Source organism: Stutzerimonas sp. CXK-1 (assembly GCF_057738225.1).
On sequence record NZ_CM173217.1, the window covers coordinates 3,022,085 to 3,040,721 of the forward strand.

22 protein-coding genes and 1 tRNA gene are annotated in these 18,637 nt (G+C 65.0%); 11 read left to right on the forward strand and 12 right to left on the reverse strand.

Annotation, left to right across the window (positions count from 1 at the left end; genetic code table 11):
- Positions 1 to 3: 3 nt before the first annotated feature.
- From AC0KXH_RS14295 to AC0KXH_RS14340, 10 genes are all read right to left on the reverse strand, one after another.
- On the reverse strand, positions 4 to 852 hold the full coding sequence (locus tag AC0KXH_RS14295; protein WP_488223598.1) for a F0F1 ATP synthase subunit gamma: 849 nt from the start codon (positions 850 to 852) through the stop codon (positions 4 to 6).
- The gene (locus tag AC0KXH_RS14300) at positions 849 to 2,381 is read right to left on the reverse strand and encodes a F0F1 ATP synthase subunit alpha (RefSeq protein WP_488223599.1); all 1,533 of its coding nucleotides are present in this window, start codon (positions 2,379 to 2,381) and stop codon (positions 849 to 851) included. The genes AC0KXH_RS14295 and AC0KXH_RS14300 overlap by 4 nt, the downstream gene beginning before the upstream one ends.
- Positions 2,368 to 3,108, reverse strand: a complete 741-nt coding sequence (locus AC0KXH_RS14305) for a F0F1 ATP synthase subunit delta (RefSeq protein ID WP_165562938.1) — start codon at positions 3,106 to 3,108, stop codon at positions 2,368 to 2,370. The genes AC0KXH_RS14300 and AC0KXH_RS14305 overlap by 14 nt, the downstream gene beginning before the upstream one ends.
- Positions 3,109 to 3,115: 7 nt before the next feature.
- On the reverse strand, positions 3,116 to 3,364 hold the full coding sequence (locus AC0KXH_RS14310; RefSeq protein ID WP_041106786.1) for a F0F1 ATP synthase subunit C: 249 nt from the start codon (positions 3,362 to 3,364) through the stop codon (positions 3,116 to 3,118).
- A gap of 22 nt (positions 3,365 to 3,386) precedes the next feature.
- Positions 3,387 to 4,052 (reverse strand): F0F1 ATP synthase subunit A, encoded by a 666-nt coding sequence (locus AC0KXH_RS14315; protein WP_488223600.1) that lies wholly within the window; start codon positions 4,050 to 4,052, stop codon positions 3,387 to 3,389.
- Entirely contained in the window at positions 4,049 to 4,315 is a 267-nt protein-coding gene (locus AC0KXH_RS14320; RefSeq protein WP_041106788.1) for an N-ATPase subunit AtpR, read from the reverse strand. Before AC0KXH_RS14320 ends, AC0KXH_RS14315 begins: the two co-directional genes overlap by 4 nt.
- 10 nt (positions 4,316 to 4,325) lie before the next feature.
- Entirely contained in the window at positions 4,326 to 4,610 is a 285-nt protein-coding gene (locus AC0KXH_RS14325) for an AtpZ/AtpI family protein (protein ID WP_061340717.1), read from the reverse strand.
- Entirely contained in the window at positions 4,607 to 5,044 is a 438-nt protein-coding gene (locus AC0KXH_RS14330; RefSeq protein WP_061340718.1) for a F0F1 ATP synthase subunit epsilon, read from the reverse strand. Before AC0KXH_RS14330 ends, AC0KXH_RS14325 begins: the two co-directional genes overlap by 4 nt.
- On the reverse strand, positions 5,041 to 6,453 hold the full coding sequence (gene atpD / locus AC0KXH_RS14335) for a F0F1 ATP synthase subunit beta (protein ID WP_312381277.1): 1,413 nt from the start codon (positions 6,451 to 6,453) through the stop codon (positions 5,041 to 5,043). Before atpD ends, AC0KXH_RS14330 begins: the two co-directional genes overlap by 4 nt.
- A gap of 99 nt (positions 6,454 to 6,552) precedes the next feature.
- Positions 6,553 to 6,864 carry a DUF2288 domain-containing protein gene (locus AC0KXH_RS14340; protein ID WP_041106795.1) on the reverse strand — a complete coding sequence of 104 codons (312 nt, stop codon included), beginning with the start codon at positions 6,862 to 6,864 and terminating at the stop codon, positions 6,553 to 6,555.
- Positions 6,865 to 7,063: 199 nt separating this feature from the next.
- Here AC0KXH_RS14340 and AC0KXH_RS14345 point away from each other — a divergent pair, with 199 nt between their 5' ends.
- From AC0KXH_RS14345 to AC0KXH_RS14365, 5 genes are all read left to right on the forward strand, one after another.
- Entirely contained in the window at positions 7,064 to 8,182 is a 1,119-nt protein-coding gene (locus AC0KXH_RS14345) for a branched-chain amino acid ABC transporter substrate-binding protein (protein ID WP_041106796.1), read from the forward strand.
- A gap of 250 nt (positions 8,183 to 8,432) precedes the next feature.
- A complete protein-coding gene (gene livH, locus AC0KXH_RS14350; protein ID WP_041106797.1) occupies positions 8,433 to 9,356 on the forward strand; it encodes a high-affinity branched-chain amino acid ABC transporter permease LivH in 924 nt (307 codons plus the stop codon).
- Positions 9,353 to 10,609: a high-affinity branched-chain amino acid ABC transporter permease LivM gene (locus AC0KXH_RS14355; protein WP_041106798.1), complete on the forward strand. Its 1,257-nt coding sequence runs from the start codon at positions 9,353 to 9,355 to the stop codon at positions 10,607 to 10,609. Before livH ends, AC0KXH_RS14355 begins: the two co-directional genes overlap by 4 nt.
- Positions 10,606 to 11,373 (forward strand): high-affinity branched-chain amino acid ABC transporter ATP-binding protein LivG, encoded by a 768-nt coding sequence (livG, locus tag AC0KXH_RS14360; RefSeq protein WP_043221447.1) that lies wholly within the window; start codon positions 10,606 to 10,608, stop codon positions 11,371 to 11,373. The genes AC0KXH_RS14355 and livG overlap by 4 nt, the downstream gene beginning before the upstream one ends.
- A 3-nt stretch (positions 11,374 to 11,376) precedes the next feature.
- Complete coding sequence (locus AC0KXH_RS14365; protein ID WP_041106802.1) at positions 11,377 to 12,078, forward strand: ABC transporter ATP-binding protein; 702 nt, start codon at positions 11,377 to 11,379, stop codon at positions 12,076 to 12,078.
- A 75-nt stretch (positions 12,079 to 12,153) separates the two neighbouring features.
- Here AC0KXH_RS14365 and dcd read toward each other — a convergent pair whose 3' ends face one another.
- On the reverse strand, positions 12,154 to 12,720 hold the full coding sequence (dcd, locus tag AC0KXH_RS14370) for a dCTP deaminase (protein ID WP_041106804.1): 567 nt from the start codon (positions 12,718 to 12,720) through the stop codon (positions 12,154 to 12,156).
- A gap of 311 nt (positions 12,721 to 13,031) precedes the next feature.
- On the opposite strand from dcd, the gene AC0KXH_RS14375 reads away from it, so the two are divergent.
- Complete coding sequence (locus AC0KXH_RS14375) at positions 13,032 to 13,241, forward strand: cold-shock protein (protein ID WP_041106806.1); 210 nt, start codon at positions 13,032 to 13,034, stop codon at positions 13,239 to 13,241.
- Positions 13,242 to 13,341: 100 nt separating this feature from the next.
- On the opposite strand, the gene apbC is transcribed toward AC0KXH_RS14375, so the two are convergent.
- The gene (gene apbC / locus AC0KXH_RS14380) at positions 13,342 to 14,436 is read right to left on the reverse strand and encodes an iron-sulfur cluster carrier protein ApbC (RefSeq protein ID WP_488223601.1); all 1,095 of its coding nucleotides are present in this window, start codon (positions 14,434 to 14,436) and stop codon (positions 13,342 to 13,344) included.
- 181 nt (positions 14,437 to 14,617) lie between these two features.
- Between apbC and metG the strand changes: the two genes are divergently transcribed.
- From metG to AC0KXH_RS14405, 5 genes are all read left to right on the forward strand, one after another.
- Positions 14,618 to 16,660 (forward strand): methionine--tRNA ligase, encoded by a 2,043-nt coding sequence (gene metG, locus AC0KXH_RS14385; protein ID WP_488223602.1) that lies wholly within the window; start codon positions 14,618 to 14,620, stop codon positions 16,658 to 16,660.
- 60 nt (positions 16,661 to 16,720) lie between these two features.
- The gene (locus AC0KXH_RS14390; RefSeq protein ID WP_076342823.1) at positions 16,721 to 16,927 is read left to right on the forward strand and encodes a cysteine-rich CWC family protein; all 207 of its coding nucleotides are present in this window, start codon (positions 16,721 to 16,723) and stop codon (positions 16,925 to 16,927) included.
- Positions 16,927 to 17,619 (forward strand): pseudouridine synthase, encoded by a 693-nt coding sequence (locus tag AC0KXH_RS14395; protein ID WP_488223603.1) that lies wholly within the window; start codon positions 16,927 to 16,929, stop codon positions 17,617 to 17,619. The genes AC0KXH_RS14390 and AC0KXH_RS14395 overlap by 1 nt, the downstream gene beginning before the upstream one ends.
- Before the next feature lie 75 nt (positions 17,620 to 17,694).
- Positions 17,695 to 17,768: transfer RNA gene (locus AC0KXH_RS14400), tRNA-Gly, on the forward strand.
- A gap of 165 nt (positions 17,769 to 17,933) precedes the next feature.
- Positions 17,934 to 18,635: an SOS response-associated peptidase family protein gene (locus AC0KXH_RS14405; protein ID WP_488223604.1), complete on the forward strand. Its 702-nt coding sequence runs from the start codon at positions 17,934 to 17,936 to the stop codon at positions 18,633 to 18,635.
- Positions 18,636 to 18,637: the final 2 nt, after the last annotated feature.

An 18,637-nucleotide genomic window follows, 5' to 3' on the forward strand; every position in this document is an offset into this window, starting at 1 on the left:
CGCTCAGCCGCCGCCCGCCGGGCTACGCGGCGTGAGCTCGATGATTTCCTCGGTGATCTCGTCCTGGCGCAGGCGCCGGTATTCGCCGAGCAGCGACTCGCGGCGCTCCTGCAGATGCCCCTCGGCCGAAATCATCGCCTGCATCCGCGCTTCGTTTTCCGCGGCATAGGCCAACACCAGCGCTTCGCACAGTTCAGCGAACAGGTACTCTTCAGCCAGACCGGCCACCAGAGCCGCCGGCGACAGGTGCGTGCAGGGCGCGGACCCACGGCCGGCCTGGGGAAAGCGGCCATAGTCGAACGGCAGCAGACGTCGTGACAGCAGGGTTGGCGGCCCGGCTTCACCTGGCTGGGCGTGCAGCAGACTGAAATGCAGCGGCCGCTCATCGAGCCCGGCGTAGATGCGCTCGAGCAAAGTTGTGGCGAGCTCCGGCACATCGTCCAGATGCACCGCCATGGACGCGCTCCACGTCGGTACCAGCCGGTGCTCGGGCGCTGCGACCTGCCCGCGCTCGCCCAGCAACCAGAGCTCGGTATCCGCGTCCAGGCTACCGGCCAGGGTTTCCAGCAACCTCGCATCGAAGCCGCCGACGAAGCCCTGCTCGGCACAGATCGCCAGGACCACCTGCCGCGGCTGCCTTGCCGTGGGCAGCTCGTCCGCCGGCCCGCGCGGCAAGGCCAGCGCCTCACCGATGGCGATTCCGAGCGTCTGCGCGAAGTCGCGTACCGCCGCCAGCGAGCGCTGCGCCTCGCGCGAGCGCGCCGAAGCGATCGCACGCATGGCGCCGATCACCAGCCCGAGTTCGCGGGTGGTCTCCAGGTGGCGCGCAACCTCACCCAGCCGGCCGCTCATGCCCCACCCTGCTGCAGCTCGTCGCACAGCGCGGCCACCGTCTGCACCAGCCGCTGCCGAGCGGCGTCATCCAGTTCGCCACCCTGCTCCAGGGTCTCACGCAACGTCGGCGCATGGGCATCGAGCCAACCCGGCAGACGCTGCTGCAGCGGAGCGATCACGCTGACCGGGCGCTCATCGAAGGTGCCTTCGGCCAGGGCGGCGAGCAAGGCGATCTGATCGCTGCGCCGCAGGGCAGTGAAGCGCGGCTGAACCAGCAGCGCGCGGATTCGCTCGCCGCGGGTCATCTGCTGCCGCACCCGGGCATCGCCCAGACCGCCGAAGCGGGTGAACATTTCCAGCTCGAGGAACTGCGAATACTCCAGGCGCAAGCGCCCGGCCACCTGACGCAGCGCCTTGGGCTGCGCCTTGCCGCCGACCCGGCTGACCGACAGGCCGGTCTCGACCGCCGGACGCTGATTGGCCGCCGCCAGGTGGCTGTCCAGAACGATCTGGCCGTCGGTGATCGAAATGAGGTTGGTGGGAATGTAGGCGGCCAGGTTGCCCGCTTCGGTCTGAGCGATCGGCAGGGCGGTCAGCGAGCCGCCGCCACGCTCGGGCGACAGCCGGGCCGCCCGTTCGAGCAGGCGCGCGTGCAGGTAGAAGATATCGCCAGGAAAGGCCTCGCGGCCCGGCGGCGCGTGGGTCAGCAAGGCCAGTTCGCGATGGGTGGCGGCATGTTTGCTGAGGTCGTCGATGACGATCAACGCATGCTGGCCACGGTCGCGGAAATACTCGGCAATGCTGAACCCGGCGAAGGGCGCCAACCACTGCAGGCCCGCGCTGTCGGCCGCAGTGGCGACGACGAACACGCAGCGCTCCGGCGCACCCTGCCGGCGCACGGCTTCGATGGCCTGCTGCACCGCCGCGCTACGCTGGCCGACGGCGACGTAGACGCAGATCACGTCCGAGTGCTTCTGGTTGATGATCGCGTCCAACGCCAGGGAGGTCTTGCCCGTGGCCCGGTCGCCGATGATCAGCTCACGCTGGCCGCGGCCGATGGCGAACAGGGCGTCGACGATCAGCACGCCGGTGTCGAGCGGCTCGCTGACCAAGGCTCGCTCGATGATTGCCGGGGCCGGTCGCTCGACCGGCAACCAGTCGGCCGTCTCTGGCGCGGCGCGATCGTCCAGTGGACGCCCGAGCGGGTCGACGACCCGCCCGAGCAGCGCCGGGCCGACCGGCACCTGCAGCACCTGACCGGTACCGAAGACGGGCATGCCGGCCGCCAACGTCGTCTGACGATCGAGCAGCACGGCCGCCAGGTGCCCCTCCTCCAGGCTCATGACGAAGCCGAGGCTGCCATCGGCGAAGCGCAGCAGCTCGTCGAGGCGGACGCTGGGCAGGCCGCTGACATGGGCGATGCCATCGGCGACCTGCTCAACACGTCCGGTCTCGAGACCCTCGCTGCCGACCAGCGCCCGCGCCAGCGCCGCTCGCTGGCGTGCCAGCCAGCCATCGTTCGGCATATCGAGCTCATCCTGCGCCATGCTGCAACTCCTGCTGCACCCGGGCGAGATCGGCCCGCAGACTGTTATGCACCTGCGCAGTACGCCCCTGGAGTTCGAGCCCGGCGATGAGGCTCGGATCGATCCGCACCTCGAGCGTCGGTCGGCGCCCGAGCACGCCACTCAGGGCATCGAGGCAGGCCGCCTGCTCGGCTTCGTCCAGCGCACGCGCGGCGTGCAGCACAAGCGCGTCCGACTGCTCCGCCAGGCCCTGGCGCACCGCTTCGGGCAAGCGCGCGGTAGCCTCGGCAAGCCCCTCGATAAAGCCGTTCACACGTGCCGACTCCGGCAGGCGTTGCAGCAAGCGTGCAGCGATTTCCAGGGCCAACTGCGCAGCCTGTGCTTCGAGCGTCTGCCGCACCTGCGCCTGCTGGGTCTGCCATTGTGCTTCAGCCAGGCGACGGTGCTCGTCGGCCTCTGCCCGAGCGGCCTGCAACAGCTGCTCACGTGCCTGCTGCACGTCCTGCTCGACCTGCGCCAGGGCGGCGTCGCGCTGCGCCTGCAGCGCCTGGTGCTCGGCCTCGATCCGCGTGCGCGTCTCGTCGGCTGCCTGGCGCGCCTGGTCCGCCTCGGCCAGCAGCCGCTCGGCGGCCTGTTGCCGCTCGGCGATGATCCGCGCGACCGGCTTGAACAGGAAACGCGACAGCAGCCAGACCAGAACGACGACATTGATCGTCTGCAGGCCAAGGGTCCACCAGTCCAGGCTCATTTGCGCCTCACTGCACGAAGGGGTTGGCGAACAGCAGCAACACGGCGATCACCAGGCAGTAGATGGCCATGGTTTCGATCATCGCCAGACCGACGAACAGCGTTCGCGAAAGCGTTCCGGCGGCCTCCGGCTGGCGCGCGATGGCGTCCATCGTGGCGGCGACCGCCTTGCCTTCGGCCAGCGCCGGGCCGATGGCACCAAAGGACACCGCCAGGGCGGCGCCAAGAATGCTGACGATCTGAATCATGTTGTCCATGGCAAGACTCCGAGTGGGTTGTTCAGTCGCCGCCGATCGCGGCGCCAATGAAGACCATCGCCAACACGCTGAAGATGTAGGCCTGGATTGCACCGGTCAGTATGTCCAGCGCCATGAAAGGAATCGGCACCAGCAAGCCGGCCAATGACAGCGCGATGCCGATGACGAACACGCCGCTCATCACGTTGCCGAACAGCCGCACGGTGAGCGAAAAGGTCCGGGTGATCTGCTCCACCAGGTTGAGCGGGATCATCAGCCAGCTGGGCTCGGCAAAGGCACGCAGGTAACGGCGCAGGCCACGCCGTGCGATGCCGTAGCCGACGCTGGCGACCAGCACCAGCAGCGCCAGCGCGGTGTCGGTCTCGAGGTTCGCTGTCGGCGGCTCGATGCCGGGCACCAGCTCGCTCCAGTTGGCGGCGAGAATGAACAGGAACAGCGAGCCGATCAGCCCGCGGTAGGGCGCCGCCGCCGCAACCTGCATGGTGTCCCGGATCTGCGCGTCGAGCGTGGTCACCAGCAGCTCGAGCACGGCCTGCAGGCGCGACGGATGCAGCGCCAGGCGACGCGTCAGCCACCAGCTGCCGACGCCGAGCAGGGCCATCAGTGCCCAGGTGACGGCCACCGCGTGGCTGATCGGCAGCGGGCCGATCCAGAACAGCGTTTCATGGGTCAGGGGTGAATGGATCATGAGGCCGGCCCTCGCCGGCGAATCAGCTGCCAGCGCGCCAGCAGCAGGCCCAGGCAACCGCCGAGCAAGGCGCCCAATCCCAGGTTTATCAGTGAGGCCAGCAGGGCCACGCTGAGCCCGATACGCAGCCACTGCAGCGCCAGCGCCGCGGCGAGCCGTCCCTCGCCGAACAGGCGCAGATTGAAGGCCAGCCCCGAGAAGTGCAGCCATCCGGTGAGCCACCCGACAACGGCGCCGGTCAGCCAGAACGACCATGTCGGCATCAGTTTCTCCTCATTGTCGATGCATCCAGCGCCAGGCCGACCACAGGCCGAGCCCCGCACCGGCGACCACCAGGGCCGCCGAGAACAGCACCCCGCTGCCGAGTAGACGATCCAGCCAGCGCCCCACCAGCAGCCCCAGCAGCAACGGTGTGACGATCATCCAGCCGAGCAGACCGACCTGGCCGAGTCGCCGCGCCAGAGAGGGTTCGGGGTCCTCGCGCGCCAGGGTCGCCCGCCGCTGCGCTTGCCGCGCCGCGTCGCCGAGCCGATCAGCCGAAGACGCTGGTCGCTTCATGATTGGCCCCCATCCTCGGTGAAAGGCGTCGGTTCGCCGGCGCGCAGATAGCGCACCAGCTGGCGTACCGCGCGGGTGTGCAGCTGCAGGTGCTCGACGCGGGCCTGGCGCATGCGCTCGCGACGCGCCTCCCGTTCGCTGTCCACCTCCGCCTGCAGCGTGTCCAGGCGCTCGCCGAGCACCGCTTCGCGGCAGGCGATGCGCAGCTCGCCCGCGCTGAGGCTGAGCACGCCGCCGCTGACGGCGCAGTAATGCCTGCTGCCATCGGCGAGGCGCCAGCGCAGCACGGTCGGCACCAGCACCGTGAGCAGGTCGGTATGCCCCGGCAGGATGCCAAAGGCGCCGCTGGCATCCTCGGCCCGCAGCGCCACCACCTCGGCGTCGATCAGGACACGCTGTGGCGTGGTCAGCAGCAGGTGCAACGGCGCGGTCATGAGCGCGCCTCCTGGCGCGAGGCCGTTTCGCGGGCGCGCGCGTCCTCCAGGGTGCCGGTCATGTACAGCGAGCGCTCCTGCCAGTCATCGCACTCACCGTCGAGAATCGCCCGGCAACCGGCCAGGGTATCGGCCAGCGCCACCGAATGCCCCGGCATGCCGGTAAAGGCCTCGGTTACCGCGAACGGCTGGGTCAGGAAGCGCTGCAGGCGACGTGCGCGGTTGACGATGCGGCGGTCGTCGACGCCGAGCTCTTCGACGCCCAGCAGCGAGATCACGTCCTGCAGGCTGCGGTAATGCTCGATGGCGCGACGCACCTCGGTGGCGATGCGCACATGCTCGGCCCCTACCACCAGTGGATCGAGCATCAGCGACGACGAGGCGATCGGGTCGACTGCCGGGTACATGCCCTGCGCCGCCATGCTGCGCGACAGCACGACCATGCTGTCGACATGTGCGGCCAGCGCGCTGACCGCCGGGTCGGTGAAGTCGTCGGCCGGGACGTAAACCGCCTCGATGGCAGTCACCGCAACACCATCGACCGATACGATGCGTTCCTGCAGTTCGGCGACCTCGTCGGCCAGCGTCGGCTGATAGCCCACCCGTGATGGAGGCCGGCCGAGCAGACCGGAGACCTCGGCGCCGGCCTGCACGAAACGGAAGACGTTGTCCATCAGCAGCAGCACGTTCTGCCGGCGTTCGTCGCGGAAGTATTCGGCGATGGTCAGCGCGGTGAAGGGCACGCGCCAGCGGGCACCGGGCGGCTCGTTCATCTGCCCGTAGACCAGCACGGTGTGATCGAGCACGCCGGAGCTGCGCATGTCGAGCAGCATCTCGTGTCCTTCACGGGAGCGTTCGCCGACGCCGGCAAACACCGAGATGCCCTGGTAGCGCGCGGCCATGGCGTGGATCAGCTCCATGACCAGGACCGTCTTGCCCACTCCGGCCCCGCCGAACATCGCCGCCTTGCCGCCCTGCACCAGCGGGGTGAGCAGGTCGATGACCTTGATTCCGGTGGCGAACAGCTCACGGTTGGCCCGTTGCGATGCCAGCGGTGGCGGCTGGCGCAGGATCGGCCGCCGCGGCAGCGTCGATGCGAGCGGATCACCGAGGTCGCCGACCTCGCCATGCACGTTCAGCAGGCGCCCCAGGACGGCGGGGCCGACCGGCACCTGCAGCGGTCCGCCCAGGGCTCTCACCGGCAGGCCACGTGGCAGACCCGCGGTGTTGCCCAGGGCGATGGCGCGAATACGCGATTCGTCGAGGTGCGCCTGGACCTCGGCGAACAGGGAGGCTGCTTCGGTCACGATCGACAGCGCCTCGCCGAGCGCCGGCAAGCCGCCCTCGAACCGTACGTCGAGCACCGCGCCACGCACCGCCGTGATTCGCCCTTCGAGTGCTTCTGCCACCGCCGCTGGCCCCTTCTAGGTCCAATGGGTCTCAGCAAAGTGAACTACCGGACAGGCGAACCCGCAAGCGCGGCGACGCCGCAGGCCATCACGGCACCATCATGGTGCGGTGGCGGTACGCTCCTGCACCAGCACCCAGGGTGCCACGACCACCGCCCACAGGTCCGGCCGACGCTCGGCCCAGTCCATGGCTTGCTCGGCAGGCATCTTGGCCAGTTCGCCACTGGTCAACCAGACTTCGACCTTGCTTCGATCGTCTTCGGCCACCGCGGTTGCCACGGCTACCAGGTCGGCCTCGCCTGCAACCCGCAGTAGAGCCCCGCGTGCGAAGAACGGCTCGAGTTCTGGCCAGCTGATTGCCGCCGTCTCGCCCAGGAGCTTGGCATAGAGAGTGCTTGCTTCGTCGTTCATGGGGCTACCCGTCGCGAAAAGTGCGCAATGATAGCGTCGCCCGTCGTCGCTTCAAGCGAAGCGGTAACCGGCTGTGCAAACGTAGAAGACACTTCTACACTGTACCGGTACAGTTGCCGCACCGTTTCGGGACGTTCGCCCCTTAACGACTCTGCGACACGCAGGATCAAACAATTAAAACGATGCAAGTGGAGCGCTTATGAAGAACAAGCAGCGTCTGTCGAAGCTATTTTTGGCCATGGCCCTGAGCGGTGCCGCCAGCTACTCGCTCGCCGCGGATACCATCCGCATCGCCCTGGCCGGCCCGGTGACGGGTGCGGTCGCTCAGTATGGCGACATGCAGTTCATCGGTGCCGAGATGGCCATCGAGCAGATCAACAAGGCCGGCGGGGTGAACGGCCAGCAACTGGAAGGCGTTCGCTACGACGACGCCTGTGACCCGAAGCAGGCCGTCGCGGTGGCAAACAAGATCGTCAACGACGGCGTGCAATTCGTGGTCGGCCACCTGTGTTCCAGCTCCACGCAGCCGGCGTCCGATATCTACGAGGACGAAGGCATCCTGATGATCACCGCCGCCTCGACCAGCCCCGAGATCACTTCGCGCGGTTACCAGCTGATCTTCCGTACCATCGGCCTGGACAGCCTGCAGGGCCCGACCGCAGGCAACTTCATTGCCGACCACATCAAGCCGAAGAACGTCGCGGTCATCCACGACAAGCAGCAGTACGGTGAAGGCATCGCCACCGCCGTCAAGCAGACGCTCGAAGACAAGGGCGTCAAGGTCTCGATGTTCGAAGGCATCAACGCCGGCGACAAGGACTTCTCCTCGCTGATCGCGCGCCTCAAGCGCGAGGGCGTGGACTTCGTCTATTACGGCGGCTACCACCCCGAGCTGGGTCTGCTCCTGCGCCAGTCCAAGGAAAAGGGTCTGAACGTCCGCTTCATGGGGCCGGAAGGCGTCGGCAACTCGGAAATCTCGGCAATCGCCGGTCCCGCTTCCGAAGGCATGTACGTCACCCTGCCCAAGTCGTTCGACCAGGATCCGAAGAACCAGCAGCTGGTCGAGGCCTTCAAGGCCAAGAAGCAGGATCCGAGCGGTCCGTTCGTCTTCCCCGCCTACGCCGCGGTCCAGGTGATCGCCGAAGGGATCGAAAAAGCCGGCAGCACCGACACCGACAAGGTGGCCGAGGCGCTGCGCAGCAACAGCTTCGACACCCCGACCGGCACTCTGGAGTTCGATGAGAAGGGCGACCTGAAGAACTTCAACTTCGTGGTCTACGAGTGGCACCAGGACGGCACCAAGACCGAAGCCAAGTAAGGGATCTTCATCCAGTCGACAAAGCCCATGCCACGGTATGGGCTTTGTTTTAGCGGCGGCCCCGCCAAAAGCATCGGGCCGCCCTGCCAGACCCAGGACCCCAACGAGCGGCCTCGACCCGGGCCCGCCTCGAACCGATGCCGTGCGTGATCCGCAGGGGATCGTACAGCTGTGACGCAGCGCCAGACGCTGCGTGTTCGATGCGTGCAGCGCGGCCGCCGTGAGGCCCCAGGTACTCCGGAGAGCAGTGATGCCTGAGCTTTACCATTACCTACAACAGCTGATCAACGGCCTGACCGTTGGCAGCACCTATGCCTTGATTGCCATCGGTTACACGATGGTCTACGGCATCATCGGAATGATCAACTTCGCTCATGGCGAGGTGTACATGATCGGTTCCTATGTCGCCTTCATCGCCCTGATCGGCCTGGCGGCCATGGGGCTCGATTCCTTGCCGTTGCTGATGATCGGCGCCTTCGTCGCCAGCATGATCGTCACCAGTGCCTATGGTTACAGCATCGAACGGGTCGCCTACCGGCCATTGCGCGGCAGCAATCGCCTGATCCCGCTGATCTCGGCGATCGGCATGTCGATCTTCCTGCAGAACGTCGTGCTGCTGACCCAGGACTCCAAGGACAAGGCGATCCCCAACCTGTTCCCGGGCAACCTCGTGTTCGGCGAGAGCACCATGAACGGGGTGACCATTTCCTATATGCAGGTGCTGATCTTCATCGTCACCTTCATCGCGATGTACGGACTGACGCTGTTCATCTCGCGCTCGCGCCTCGGTCGCGCCTGCCGGGCCTGTGCCGAAGACCTCAAGATGGCCAACCTGCTGGGCATCAACACCAACGGCATCATCGCCCTGACCTTCGTCATCGGCGCGGCGCTGGCAGCCGTCGCCGCCGTGTTGATCAGCATGCAGTACGGCGTGATCAATCCGCATATCGGCTTCCTCGCCGGCATCAAGGCCTTCACCGCCGCGGTCCTCGGCGGCATCGGCAGCATTCCCGGCGCGATGCTTGGCGGCCTGGTGCTCGGCGTTGCCGAAGCCTTCGGCGCCGACCTGTTCGGCGACCAGTACAAGGACGTGGTGGCCTTCAGCCTGCTCGTGCTCGTGCTGCTGTTCCGCCCGACCGGCATCCTCGGCCGTCCGGAGGTTGAAAAGGTATGACCCGCAACCTGCGTACAGCTTTCTTCAGTGCCCTGCTGGTGCTCGCCGTGGCGGTGCCGGTGTTCGGCCTGAAACTCACCACCGTCGGCATCAAGGTCGAGGTGCACGGTGCGGACGCGCTGACCTTCTGGATCATCGCAGCCTGCGCTGTGGCCATGTTCTTCTGGCAGCTGGTGCGCACGCACCTGGCGGCCGGCTGGGCTGCCAGCCCGAACCTGCCGACCATCCCCGCCGGCGCCGGCAGTTTTCTCACCCTGCCCTCGACCCAGCGCTGGATCATCATCGGGCTGGTGCTGCTCGCCCTGGCCTGGCCGTTCTACGGCTCGCGCGGCGCGGTGGACATCGCCACGCTGATCCTCATCTACGTGATGCTGGGCCTGGGCCTGAACATCGTCGTCGGTCTGGCCGGCCTGCTCGATCTGGGTTACGTCGGCTTCTACGCCGTCGGCGCCTATACCTATGCCCTGCTTTCGCACTATTACGGTGTGGGCTTCTGGACAGCGCTGCCCCTGGCCGGTGCCATGGCGGCCCTGTTCGGCTTCCTGCTCGGGTTCCCCGTGCTGCGGCTGCGAGGTGATTACCTGGCCATCGTGACCCTGGGCTTCGGCGAGATCATCCGCATCCTGCTACGCAACATGACGGACCTCACCGGCGGCCCCAACGGGATCAGTGGCATCGAAAAACCCACCTTGTTCGGCTTGTCCTTCGACCGCCGCGCCGCCGAAGGCATGCAGACCTTCCACGAGTATTTCGGCGTGGCCTACAACTCGGTGAACAAGGTGATCTTCCTCTACCTGATCGCCCTGCTGCTGGTGCTGCTGACGCTGTTCGTGATCAACCGCCTGCTGCGCATGCCGATCGGTCGCGCCTGGGAAGCCCTGCGCGAGGACGAGATCGCCTGCCGCGCGCTGGGCATGAACCCGACCGTGATCAAGCTCTCGGCCTTCACCCTCGGCGCCACCTTCGCCGGGTTCGCCGGCAGCTTCTTCGCCGCGCGCCAGGGGCTGGTTTCGCCGGAATCCTTCACCTTCATCGAGTCGGCGATCATTCTCGCCATCGTGGTGCTCGGCGGCATGGGGTCGCAACTGGGGGTCATCCTCGCGGCCATCGTGATGATCCTGCTCCCGGAGCTGATGCGCGAGTTCAGCGAGTACCGAATGCTGATGTTCGGCGCAATGATGGTTCTGATGATGATCTGGCGTCCGCAGGGCCTGCTGCCCATGCAACGCCCGCACCTGGAGCTGAAGCAATGAGTCGCCCGATTCTGGAAGTACGTGGCCTGACCATGCGCTTCGGCGGCCTGCTGGCCGTCAACAACGTGGCCCTGAACGTACAGGAAAAGCAGGTGGTCTCGATGATCGGCCCCAATGGCGCCGGCAAGACCACCGTATTCAACTGCCTGACCGGTTTCTACCAGCCGACCGACGGTGAGATCCTCATCGAGGGCGAGGCTATCCACGGCCTGCCCGGCCATCAGATCGCTCGCAAGGGCGTGGTGCGGACCTTTCAGAACGTCCGGCTGTTCAAGGACATGACGGCGGTCGAGAACCTGCTGGTCGCCCAGCATCGCCACCTGAACACCAACTTCCTGGCCGGCCTGTTCAAGACCCCGGGGTTCCGCCATAGCGAGCGCCAGGCGATGGACTTCGCCCGGCACTGGCTCGAGCGGGTCGACCTGGTCGATGTCGCCAACCGCCCTGCCGGCACGCTGGCCTACGGCCAGCAGCGGCGCCTGGAGATCGCCCGCTGCATGATGACGCGCCCGCGCATCCTCATGCTCGACGAGCCGGCGGCCGGCCTGAACCCCAAGGAAACCGAGGACCTGAAGGCCCTGATCGGCATGCTCCGGCAGGACCACGGTGTCACGGTGCTGCTGATCGAGCACGACATGAAGCTGGTGATGAGCATTTCCGACCATATCTACGTGATCAACCAGGGCACGCCCCTGGCAGACGGGACGCCGGAGCAGATCCGCAATAATCCGGATGTGATCAAGGCCTACCTGGGAGAGGCGTAAGCGATGCTGACTTTCGAGAACGTCTCGACCTTCTACGGCAAGATCCAGGCGCTGCACGAGGTGAACGTGCACGTCGAGCGGGGAGAAATCGTCACCCTGATCGGCGCCAATGGCGCGGGCAAGTCCACCCTGCTGATGACGCTATGCGGTTCGCCACAGGCGGCCAGCGGCAGCATCCGCTTCGAGGGTGAGGAGCTGGTGGGCCAGCAGAGCTGCGACATCATGCGCAAGGCGATTGCGGTGGTCCCCGAGGGGCGCCGCATATTTGCGCGCCTGACGGTGGAGGAAAACCTGGCGATGGGCGGCTTCTTCACCGAGAAAGGCGCCTACCAGGAGCAGCTGCACAAGGTTCTGGAGCTGTTCCCTCGGCTCAAGGAGCGCTACCAGCAACGCGGCGGCACCATGTCTGGCGGCGAGCAGCAAATGCTCGCCATTGGCCGTGCGCTGATGAGCAAGCCGAAGCTCCTGTTGCTGGACGAGCCATCGCTCGGCCTGGCCCCGATCGTCATCCAGCAGATCTTTGAGATCATCGAACAGCTGCGAGAGGATGGCGTGACCGTGTTCCTGGTCGAGCAGAATGCCAACCAGGCCTTGAAGCTCGCCGACCGCGGCTATGTGCTGGAGAACGGGCACATCGTGATGCAGGGAAGCGGCCACGACCTGCTCACCGATCCCAAGGTGCGCGAGGCCTACCTGGGCGCCTGAAGCCAAGTGCATGCCGGCGGCCTTCGCCCCGGCATGCAGCCCTACCGCCACGCAGACTGCAGGCGCAGGGAGGGCTCACGCCCTCGGCAGCGTGACGCCGGTCTGCCCCTGATACTTGCCGCCGCGATCCCGGTAGGACACTTCGCACGCTTCGTCGGACTGCAGGAAGAGCATCTGCGCCACCCCTTCGTTGGCGTAGATCTTCGCTGGCAAGGTAGTGGTGTTGGAGAACTCGAGCGTCACGTGGCCTTCCCACTCCGGCTCGAGCGGCGTGACATTGACGATGATGCCGCAACGCGCATAGGTGCTCTTGCCCAGGCATATAGTCAGCACGTCGCGCGGAATGCGGAAATATTCAACGGTGCGCGCCAGGGCAAAGGAGTTCGGCGGAATGATGCACACCGGCCCTTTCACATCGACAAAGCTCTTCTCGTCGAAGTGCTTCGGATCGACGGTCGCCGAGTGGATATTGGTGAATACCTTGAACTCGTCCGCGCAGCGCACATCGTAGCCGTAGCTGGAAACGCCGTAGGAGATCAGTCGCTCGCTACCCTCGGTACGTACCTGGCGCTCGACGAACGGCTCGATCATGCCGTGTTCCTGGGCCATGCGGCGAATCCACTTGTCCGATTTAATGCTCATGGCGGCGTCCTGATCTGGCTGGTTTCTGAGAATAAAAGCAGCGTGCATCTTACCGGCGCCGTTGGTGCTCTCCAAGTCCGCACGAAGGGCGGAAAAGCATGGCCCCAGGCCAGCCCCGAGGCACGACCACACGCCACAGAAGGAAATCGAAAAATAAAGCTCGCTTTGCTGGAGAAAACGGGTATTGTTAGCCCGCTGTTGCTGCAAAGTGTCACCGTGAATCGCTCGAAACGACTTCCATCTCCTTGCACACAGTGTTGTCCGGGCTTCGCCCGAGCTTCTCCCCACAACCTTGTCCAAGGAGACATCAGATGTCCAATCGCCAAACCGGTACCGTCAAGTGGTTCAACGATGAGAAAGGCTACGGCTTCATCACCCCCCAGAGCGGTGACGACCTGTTCGTTCACTTCCGCGCTATCCAGGGTGACGGCTTCAAGAGCCTGAAGGAAGGCCAGCAGGTTTCCTTCGTTGCTACCCGCGGCCAGAAAGGCATGCAGGCCGAGGAAGTTCAGGTTATCTAACCTGTCCTTCGGCTAGTAGAAAGCCCCGCTCATGCGGGGCTTTTTCGTTTCTGCCGCCGTGCAACATGGGCCGCCGTGCTTACCACGGCGGCACCGCCAGTCAGTCGTCCGACACCGTGATGTTGGGCATCGACTGCGCAATGATCTGACCGCTCTGGCTGATACGTGCGCCAACCGTACGAGCGACCTCCTGATAGATCATGGCGATCTGGCTTTCCGGATCGGCAATCACCGTCGGGCAGCCGGCGTCCGCCTGACTGCGGATCGCCATCGAGAGTGGCAGCGAGGCCAGCAGATCGACGTTGTACTGCGCCGCCAGCTTCTCGCCGCCCCCCTCACCGAACAGATGTTCGGCGTGCCCGCAGTTCGAACAGACGTGGATGGCCATGTTCTCCACCACACCAAGTACCGGGATGTTCACCTTGCGGAACATTTCCACACCTTTCTTCGCATCGAGCAATGCCAGATCCTGCGGTGTGGTCACGATGACGGCGCCGGTCACCGGCACCTTTTGCGCCAGCGTCAGCTGAATGTCGCCGGTGCCCGGGGGCATGTCGATGACCAGGTAGTCCAGATCGCGCCACGCGGTCTGGGTGATCAGTTGCAGCAGCGCACCGGATACCATTGGTCCGCGCCAGACCACCGGGGTACGGTCGTCGGAGAGAAACGCCATCGACATCAGCTGCACGCCGTGGGCCTCGAGCGGCACGAAGAACTTCTCGTCACGCACCTGTGGGCGAGTGCCCTCGGCAATCCCGAACATGATGCCCACGCTAGGCCCATAGATATCGGCGTCCAGTACCCCAACCCGCGCGCCTTCACGCGCGAGCGCCAGCGCCAGGTTGGCCGCCGTGGTGGACTTGCCCACGCCGCCCTTGCCCGACGCCACCGCGATGATGTTCTTCACGCTCGCCAGTGCCGGCACCTGATCCAGGGCCTTGTGCGGCTTTACCACGCAATCGACCTGCACGTCGGCACGCGCCACCTCGTCGAGCCCCTCGATCGCCATGGCCAGCATTTGTGCCCAGCCACTGCGGAACAGGCCGGCGGCATAGCCCAGCTCGAGCTGGACGCTGACGCGATCGCCCTGGATCTCGATGGAGCGCACGCAGCCGGCGCTGACCGGATCCTGATTCAGATGGGGGTCGGTGTACTGACGCAATACGGATTCCACAGCTTCGCGGGTGACAGGCATGGGTACTCCAAGAAAGACCGAGCAAAACAGACAGGCATGTTACTCCCTGGACCGAAATCGGCCCACCGGCGCGCAATGCTGGTGGTTGGACTATCGGCACGGCAAGGCGTGCGGATGAAAAAAACCGGCTGCAGCTTTATAGTGCCGAGCTTTCTCCCAGCAATTGCGACTGCAGAAGCCCATGTCCGAAGCCCGCAAGATCCTCGTCACCAGCGCCCTGCCCTACGCCAACGGCTCGATCCACCTCGGCCACATGCTCGAGTACATCCAGACCGACATGTGGGTGCGCTTCCAGAAGCTGCGCGGCAACCAATGTGTGTACGTCTGCGCCGATGACGCGCATGGCTCGGCGATCATGCTGCGCGCCGAAAAGGAAGGCATCACGCCGGAGCAGCTGATCGCCAACGTGCAAGCCGAGCACAGTGCCGATTTCGCCGACTTTCTGGTCGACTTCGACAACTTCTATTCGACGCATTCGGATGAGAACCGTGAACTCGCCGAACTGATCTACACGCGCCTGCACGATGCGGGGCACATAGCGACGCGCTCGGTGACCCAGTATTTCGACCCCGAGAAAGGCATGTTCCTCGCCGACCGCTTCATCAAAGGCACGTGCCCGAAGTGCGGCGCCGAAGATCAGTACGGCGACAACTGCGAGAAGTGCGGTGCGACCTACGAGCCGACCGAACTGAAAGATCCGCGCTCGGCAATTTCCGGCGCTACGCCTGTGCTCAAGGACTCCAAGCATTTCTTCTTCAAGCTGCCCGACTTCGAAGCGATGCTCAAGGAATGGACTCGCGGCGGCGCGCTGCAGGACTCGGTCGCCAACAAGATCGCCGAATGGCTCGATAGCGGGCTGCAAGAGTGGGACATTTCCCGCGACGCCCCCTATTTCGGTTTCGAGATCCCCGGCGAGCCGGGCAAGTACTTCTACGTCTGGCTCGACGCACCGATCGGTTACATGGCGAGCTTCCAGAATCTCTGCAAACGCCGCCCCGAACTGTCCTTCGACGCTTTCTGGAGCAAGGATTCGAGTGCCGAGCTGTACCACTTCATCGGCAAGGACATCATCAACTTCCATACGCTGTTCTGGCCGGCCATGCTGGACGGCGCGGGCTTCCGCAAGCCGACCGCGGTGAACGTGCACGGCTACCTGACGGTGAATGGGCAGAAAATGTCCAAGTCGCGCGGCACCTTCATCAAAGCGCGCACCTATCTTGAGCACCTCAATCCCGAATACCTGCGCTACTACTACGCCTCCAAGCTCGGCCGTGGCGTCGACGACCTCGACCTGAACCTCGAGGATTTCGTGCAGAAGGTCAATTCCGACCTGGTCGGAAAGGTGGTCAACATCGCCAGCCGCTGCGCCGGGTTCATCCACAAGGGCAACGGCGGCGTGATGGTCGACGCCAACCCCGAGCCGGAACTCTGGGCAGCCTTCCAGGCCGCCGCACCCGGCATCGCAGATGCCTATGAGGCTCGCGACTTTGCACGCGCCATGCGCGAGATCATGCATCTGGCCGACCGCGCCAACGCCTGGATCGCCGACAAGGCGCCCTGGGCCTTGAACAAGGTCGAGGGCAAGCAGGCAGAGGTGCAGGAGATCTGCGCCCTGGGTATCAACCTGTTCCGCCAACTGGTCATATTCCTCAAGCCAGTGCTGCCCAATCTGGCCGCTGCCGCCGAGCGATTCCTCAACGTCGAGCCGCTCAGCTGGTCGGACCACGCAGCGCCTCTGGCCAACCACTCGCTCAACGCCTTTACCCCACTGATGACTCGCATCGAGCCCGCTAAGATAGACGCCATGATCGAAGCCTCCAAAGAAGACCTCGCCGCCCAGGCCACCGAAGCAGTTGCCCAAGGTAACGGCGAGCTGACCAAGGAGCCGCTGGCGCCGGAAATCAACTTCGATGCCTTCGCTGCGGTAGATCTGCGCATAGCCCTGATCGAGAAGGCCGAGTTCGTCGAGGGAGCCGACAAGCTGCTGCGCCTGACCCTGGACATCGGCGACGCCAAGCGCAACGTGTTCTCGGGCATCAAGAGTGCCTATCCGGAACCGAGCAAGCTGGAAGGCCGACTGACGCTTTATGTCGCCAACCTGGCACCGCGCAAGATGAAGTTCGGCCTGTCCGAAGGCATGGTGCTGGCCGCAGGCCCGGGCGGCAGCGAGATTTTCCTGCTTAGCCCGGACGCCGGCGCCAAACCTGGCCAGCGCGTCATGTAACCTGGCCCTGCGAGCCGGTCACAAACCCGGCTCGCAGGCCTGACGCCCCATGGGAAAACCATGCGCGAACCTATCGATCCTTCACGCTGCCCGCTGTGCGGCCAGCCCAACCAGTGCGCCGAATGCGAACCCGGCGCGGAACAGCCTTGCTGGTGCGTGTCGCTGACCATTCCAGCCAGCACCCTCGACCGCCTCCCCGACGCGCTCAGAAACCGGGCCTGTCTCTGCCCCCGCTGCGCCCGCAGCGAGCCCCGCAGCGACGCCTGATGCGACTCGACCGCTACCTCGCCAGCCGCGCACAAGTCAGCCGCCAAGACGTCCGCCGCCTGCTGGCCGAAGGGCGGGCGCGGGTGAATGGCAATGTCGCACTGGAGACGGATCGAGAAATACGGATCTTCGACCGCATCGAACTCGATGGCGAACTGCTGCAGCCTGGGAAAGCCGCTCGCTATTTGATGCTGCACAAGCCGGCCGGGTGCGTTAGCGCGACGCACGACACAACCCACATGACCGTGCTGGATCTTATCGACGAACCGGAGAAGCACGACCTGCACATCGCCGGGCGCCTGGACTTCAACACAACGGGGCTGATGCTGCTCACCAACGACGGTCACTGGTCGCGGCGCCTGACCCAACCGAGCAGCCGGCAAGGCAAGGTCTACCTGGTCGAAACCGAGGACGAGATTTTGCCAGAGTGCATCCTGGCCTTTGCCAAAGGCCTCTACTTCCGCTTCGAGAACCTCACGACTCTGCCCGCTCAACTCACGCTGCTCGGCCCGCGTCAGGCCCGACTGACCCTGCACGAAGGGCGCTACCATCAGGTCAAACGTATGTTCGGCCATTTCAACAATCGCGTGACCACGCTGCACCGCGAGAGCATGGGCCCACTGCAGCTCGACCCGGCGCTCCCTGCCGGCAGCCATCGCCCGCTGACTGAGCAAGAGGTTGCGCAGATCTAAAGGCGACGCGAGTTACCGGAAAAATCATCACCGCCCTTCATTTCCCCCACGCCTTCTGGTAAAAAGGCACCCGTCGCGGGCGTCGTATAATGGCATTACCTGAGCTTCCCAAGCTCATGACGAGGGTTCGATTCCCTTCGCCCGCTCCAGATTCTACGGGGCCTCTATCGAGGCCCCTTTTTATTTGGTGACAGTAACGGCGACAGTTACCGTATCGCCGAGCCGCTGCAAACTGTCACCAGCTGCCCGCTTTCCAACCATTTCCAGCGTCTAAGGTCTATGCAGAACATGCAGTTTGAGGCCGCGGAAGAACCATGTGTGGACGCATAGCGCAGTACCGATACCCGGCTGACTACCTTGAAGCGCTGGGGCAGATGACGATCGATGGAGTGGATCCGACTCCGATCGGGCGGTACAACGTGCCGCCACAATCGCGGGTGCAGTTGCTGCACCAGGATCAGGACGGGTTGCGCATGGACGGCGTGCGCTGGGGATACGCCCCGTTCTGGGCGCAGGGGAAACGGCCGCCGGCGATAAATGCCAGGGTCGAGACAGCCGCGACGAGCAAGTTCTTCCGCGACATATGGAAAACCGGCCGGGCTATCGTGCCCGCAGATGGCTGGTTCGAGTGGAAAAAGGACGAGGCCAAGCCGAAGCTCAAGCAGCCCTATTTGATCAAGCTGGCCTCTGGCGAACCGTGCTTCTTTGCTGCGATCGGGCAATTCCAGCGCGGCAGCATGGGTGAGCCGAGGGATGACGACGGGTTCGTGATCATCACAGCAAGCAGCGGCGCGGGCATGCTCGACATCCACGACCGCCGCCCGCTTGTGCTGTCCCCGGAATGCGCAGCGCATTGGCTGGACCCGGAGCTATCCCCAGAGGAGGCCGAGGAGCTCGCACTGGAGCACGGCCTTGGCGTCGATGAGTTCACCTGGTACCCGGTGCCGGCGGCCGTAGGCAATGTGCGAAACGAGGGAGCACACCTCATCGAGCGAATCAGCGACCCGGTGCTATAGCC

Coding starts and splice junctions, on each gene's coding strand:
- AC0KXH_RS14295 (WP_488223598.1), bottom strand. CDS start 852: ATGAGCGGCCGGCTGGGTGAGGTTGCGCGCCACCTGGAGACCACCCGC.
- AC0KXH_RS14300 (WP_488223599.1), bottom strand. CDS start 2,381: ATGGCGCAGGATGAGCTCGATATGCCGAACGATGGCTGGCTGGCACGC.
- AC0KXH_RS14305 (WP_165562938.1), bottom strand. CDS start 3,108: ATGAGCCTGGACTGGTGGACCCTTGGCCTGCAGACGATCAATGTCGTC.
- AC0KXH_RS14310 (WP_041106786.1), bottom strand. CDS start 3,364: ATGGACAACATGATTCAGATCGTCAGCATTCTTGGCGCCGCCCTGGCG.
- AC0KXH_RS14315 (WP_488223600.1), bottom strand. CDS start 4,052: ATGATCCATTCACCCCTGACCCATGAAACGCTGTTCTGGATCGGCCCG.
- AC0KXH_RS14320 (WP_041106788.1), bottom strand. CDS start 4,315: ATGCCGACATGGTCGTTCTGGCTGACCGGCGCCGTTGTCGGGTGGCTC.
- AC0KXH_RS14325 (WP_061340717.1), bottom strand. CDS start 4,610: ATGAAGCGACCAGCGTCTTCGGCTGATCGGCTCGGCGACGCGGCGCGG.
- AC0KXH_RS14330 (WP_061340718.1), bottom strand. CDS start 5,044: ATGACCGCGCCGTTGCACCTGCTGCTGACCACGCCACAGCGTGTCCTG.
- AC0KXH_RS14340 (WP_041106795.1), bottom strand. CDS start 6,864: ATGAACGACGAAGCAAGCACTCTCTATGCCAAGCTCCTGGGCGAGACG.
- AC0KXH_RS14345 (WP_041106796.1), top strand. CDS start 7,064: ATGAAGAACAAGCAGCGTCTGTCGAAGCTATTTTTGGCCATGGCCCTG.
- livH (WP_041106797.1), top strand. CDS start 8,433: ATGCCTGAGCTTTACCATTACCTACAACAGCTGATCAACGGCCTGACC.
- AC0KXH_RS14355 (WP_041106798.1), top strand. CDS start 9,353: ATGACCCGCAACCTGCGTACAGCTTTCTTCAGTGCCCTGCTGGTGCTC.
- livG (WP_043221447.1), top strand. CDS start 10,606: ATGAGTCGCCCGATTCTGGAAGTACGTGGCCTGACCATGCGCTTCGGC.
- AC0KXH_RS14365 (WP_041106802.1), top strand. CDS start 11,377: ATGCTGACTTTCGAGAACGTCTCGACCTTCTACGGCAAGATCCAGGCG.
- dcd (WP_041106804.1), bottom strand. CDS start 12,720: ATGAGCATTAAATCGGACAAGTGGATTCGCCGCATGGCCCAGGAACAC.
- AC0KXH_RS14375 (WP_041106806.1), top strand. CDS start 13,032: ATGTCCAATCGCCAAACCGGTACCGTCAAGTGGTTCAACGATGAGAAA.
- apbC (WP_488223601.1), bottom strand. CDS start 14,436: ATGCCTGTCACCCGCGAAGCTGTGGAATCCGTATTGCGTCAGTACACC.
- metG (WP_488223602.1), top strand. CDS start 14,618: ATGTCCGAAGCCCGCAAGATCCTCGTCACCAGCGCCCTGCCCTACGCC.
- AC0KXH_RS14390 (WP_076342823.1), top strand. CDS start 16,721: ATGCGCGAACCTATCGATCCTTCACGCTGCCCGCTGTGCGGCCAGCCC.
- AC0KXH_RS14395 (WP_488223603.1), top strand. CDS start 16,927: ATGCGACTCGACCGCTACCTCGCCAGCCGCGCACAAGTCAGCCGCCAA.
- AC0KXH_RS14405 (WP_488223604.1), top strand. CDS start 17,934: ATGTGTGGACGCATAGCGCAGTACCGATACCCGGCTGACTACCTTGAA.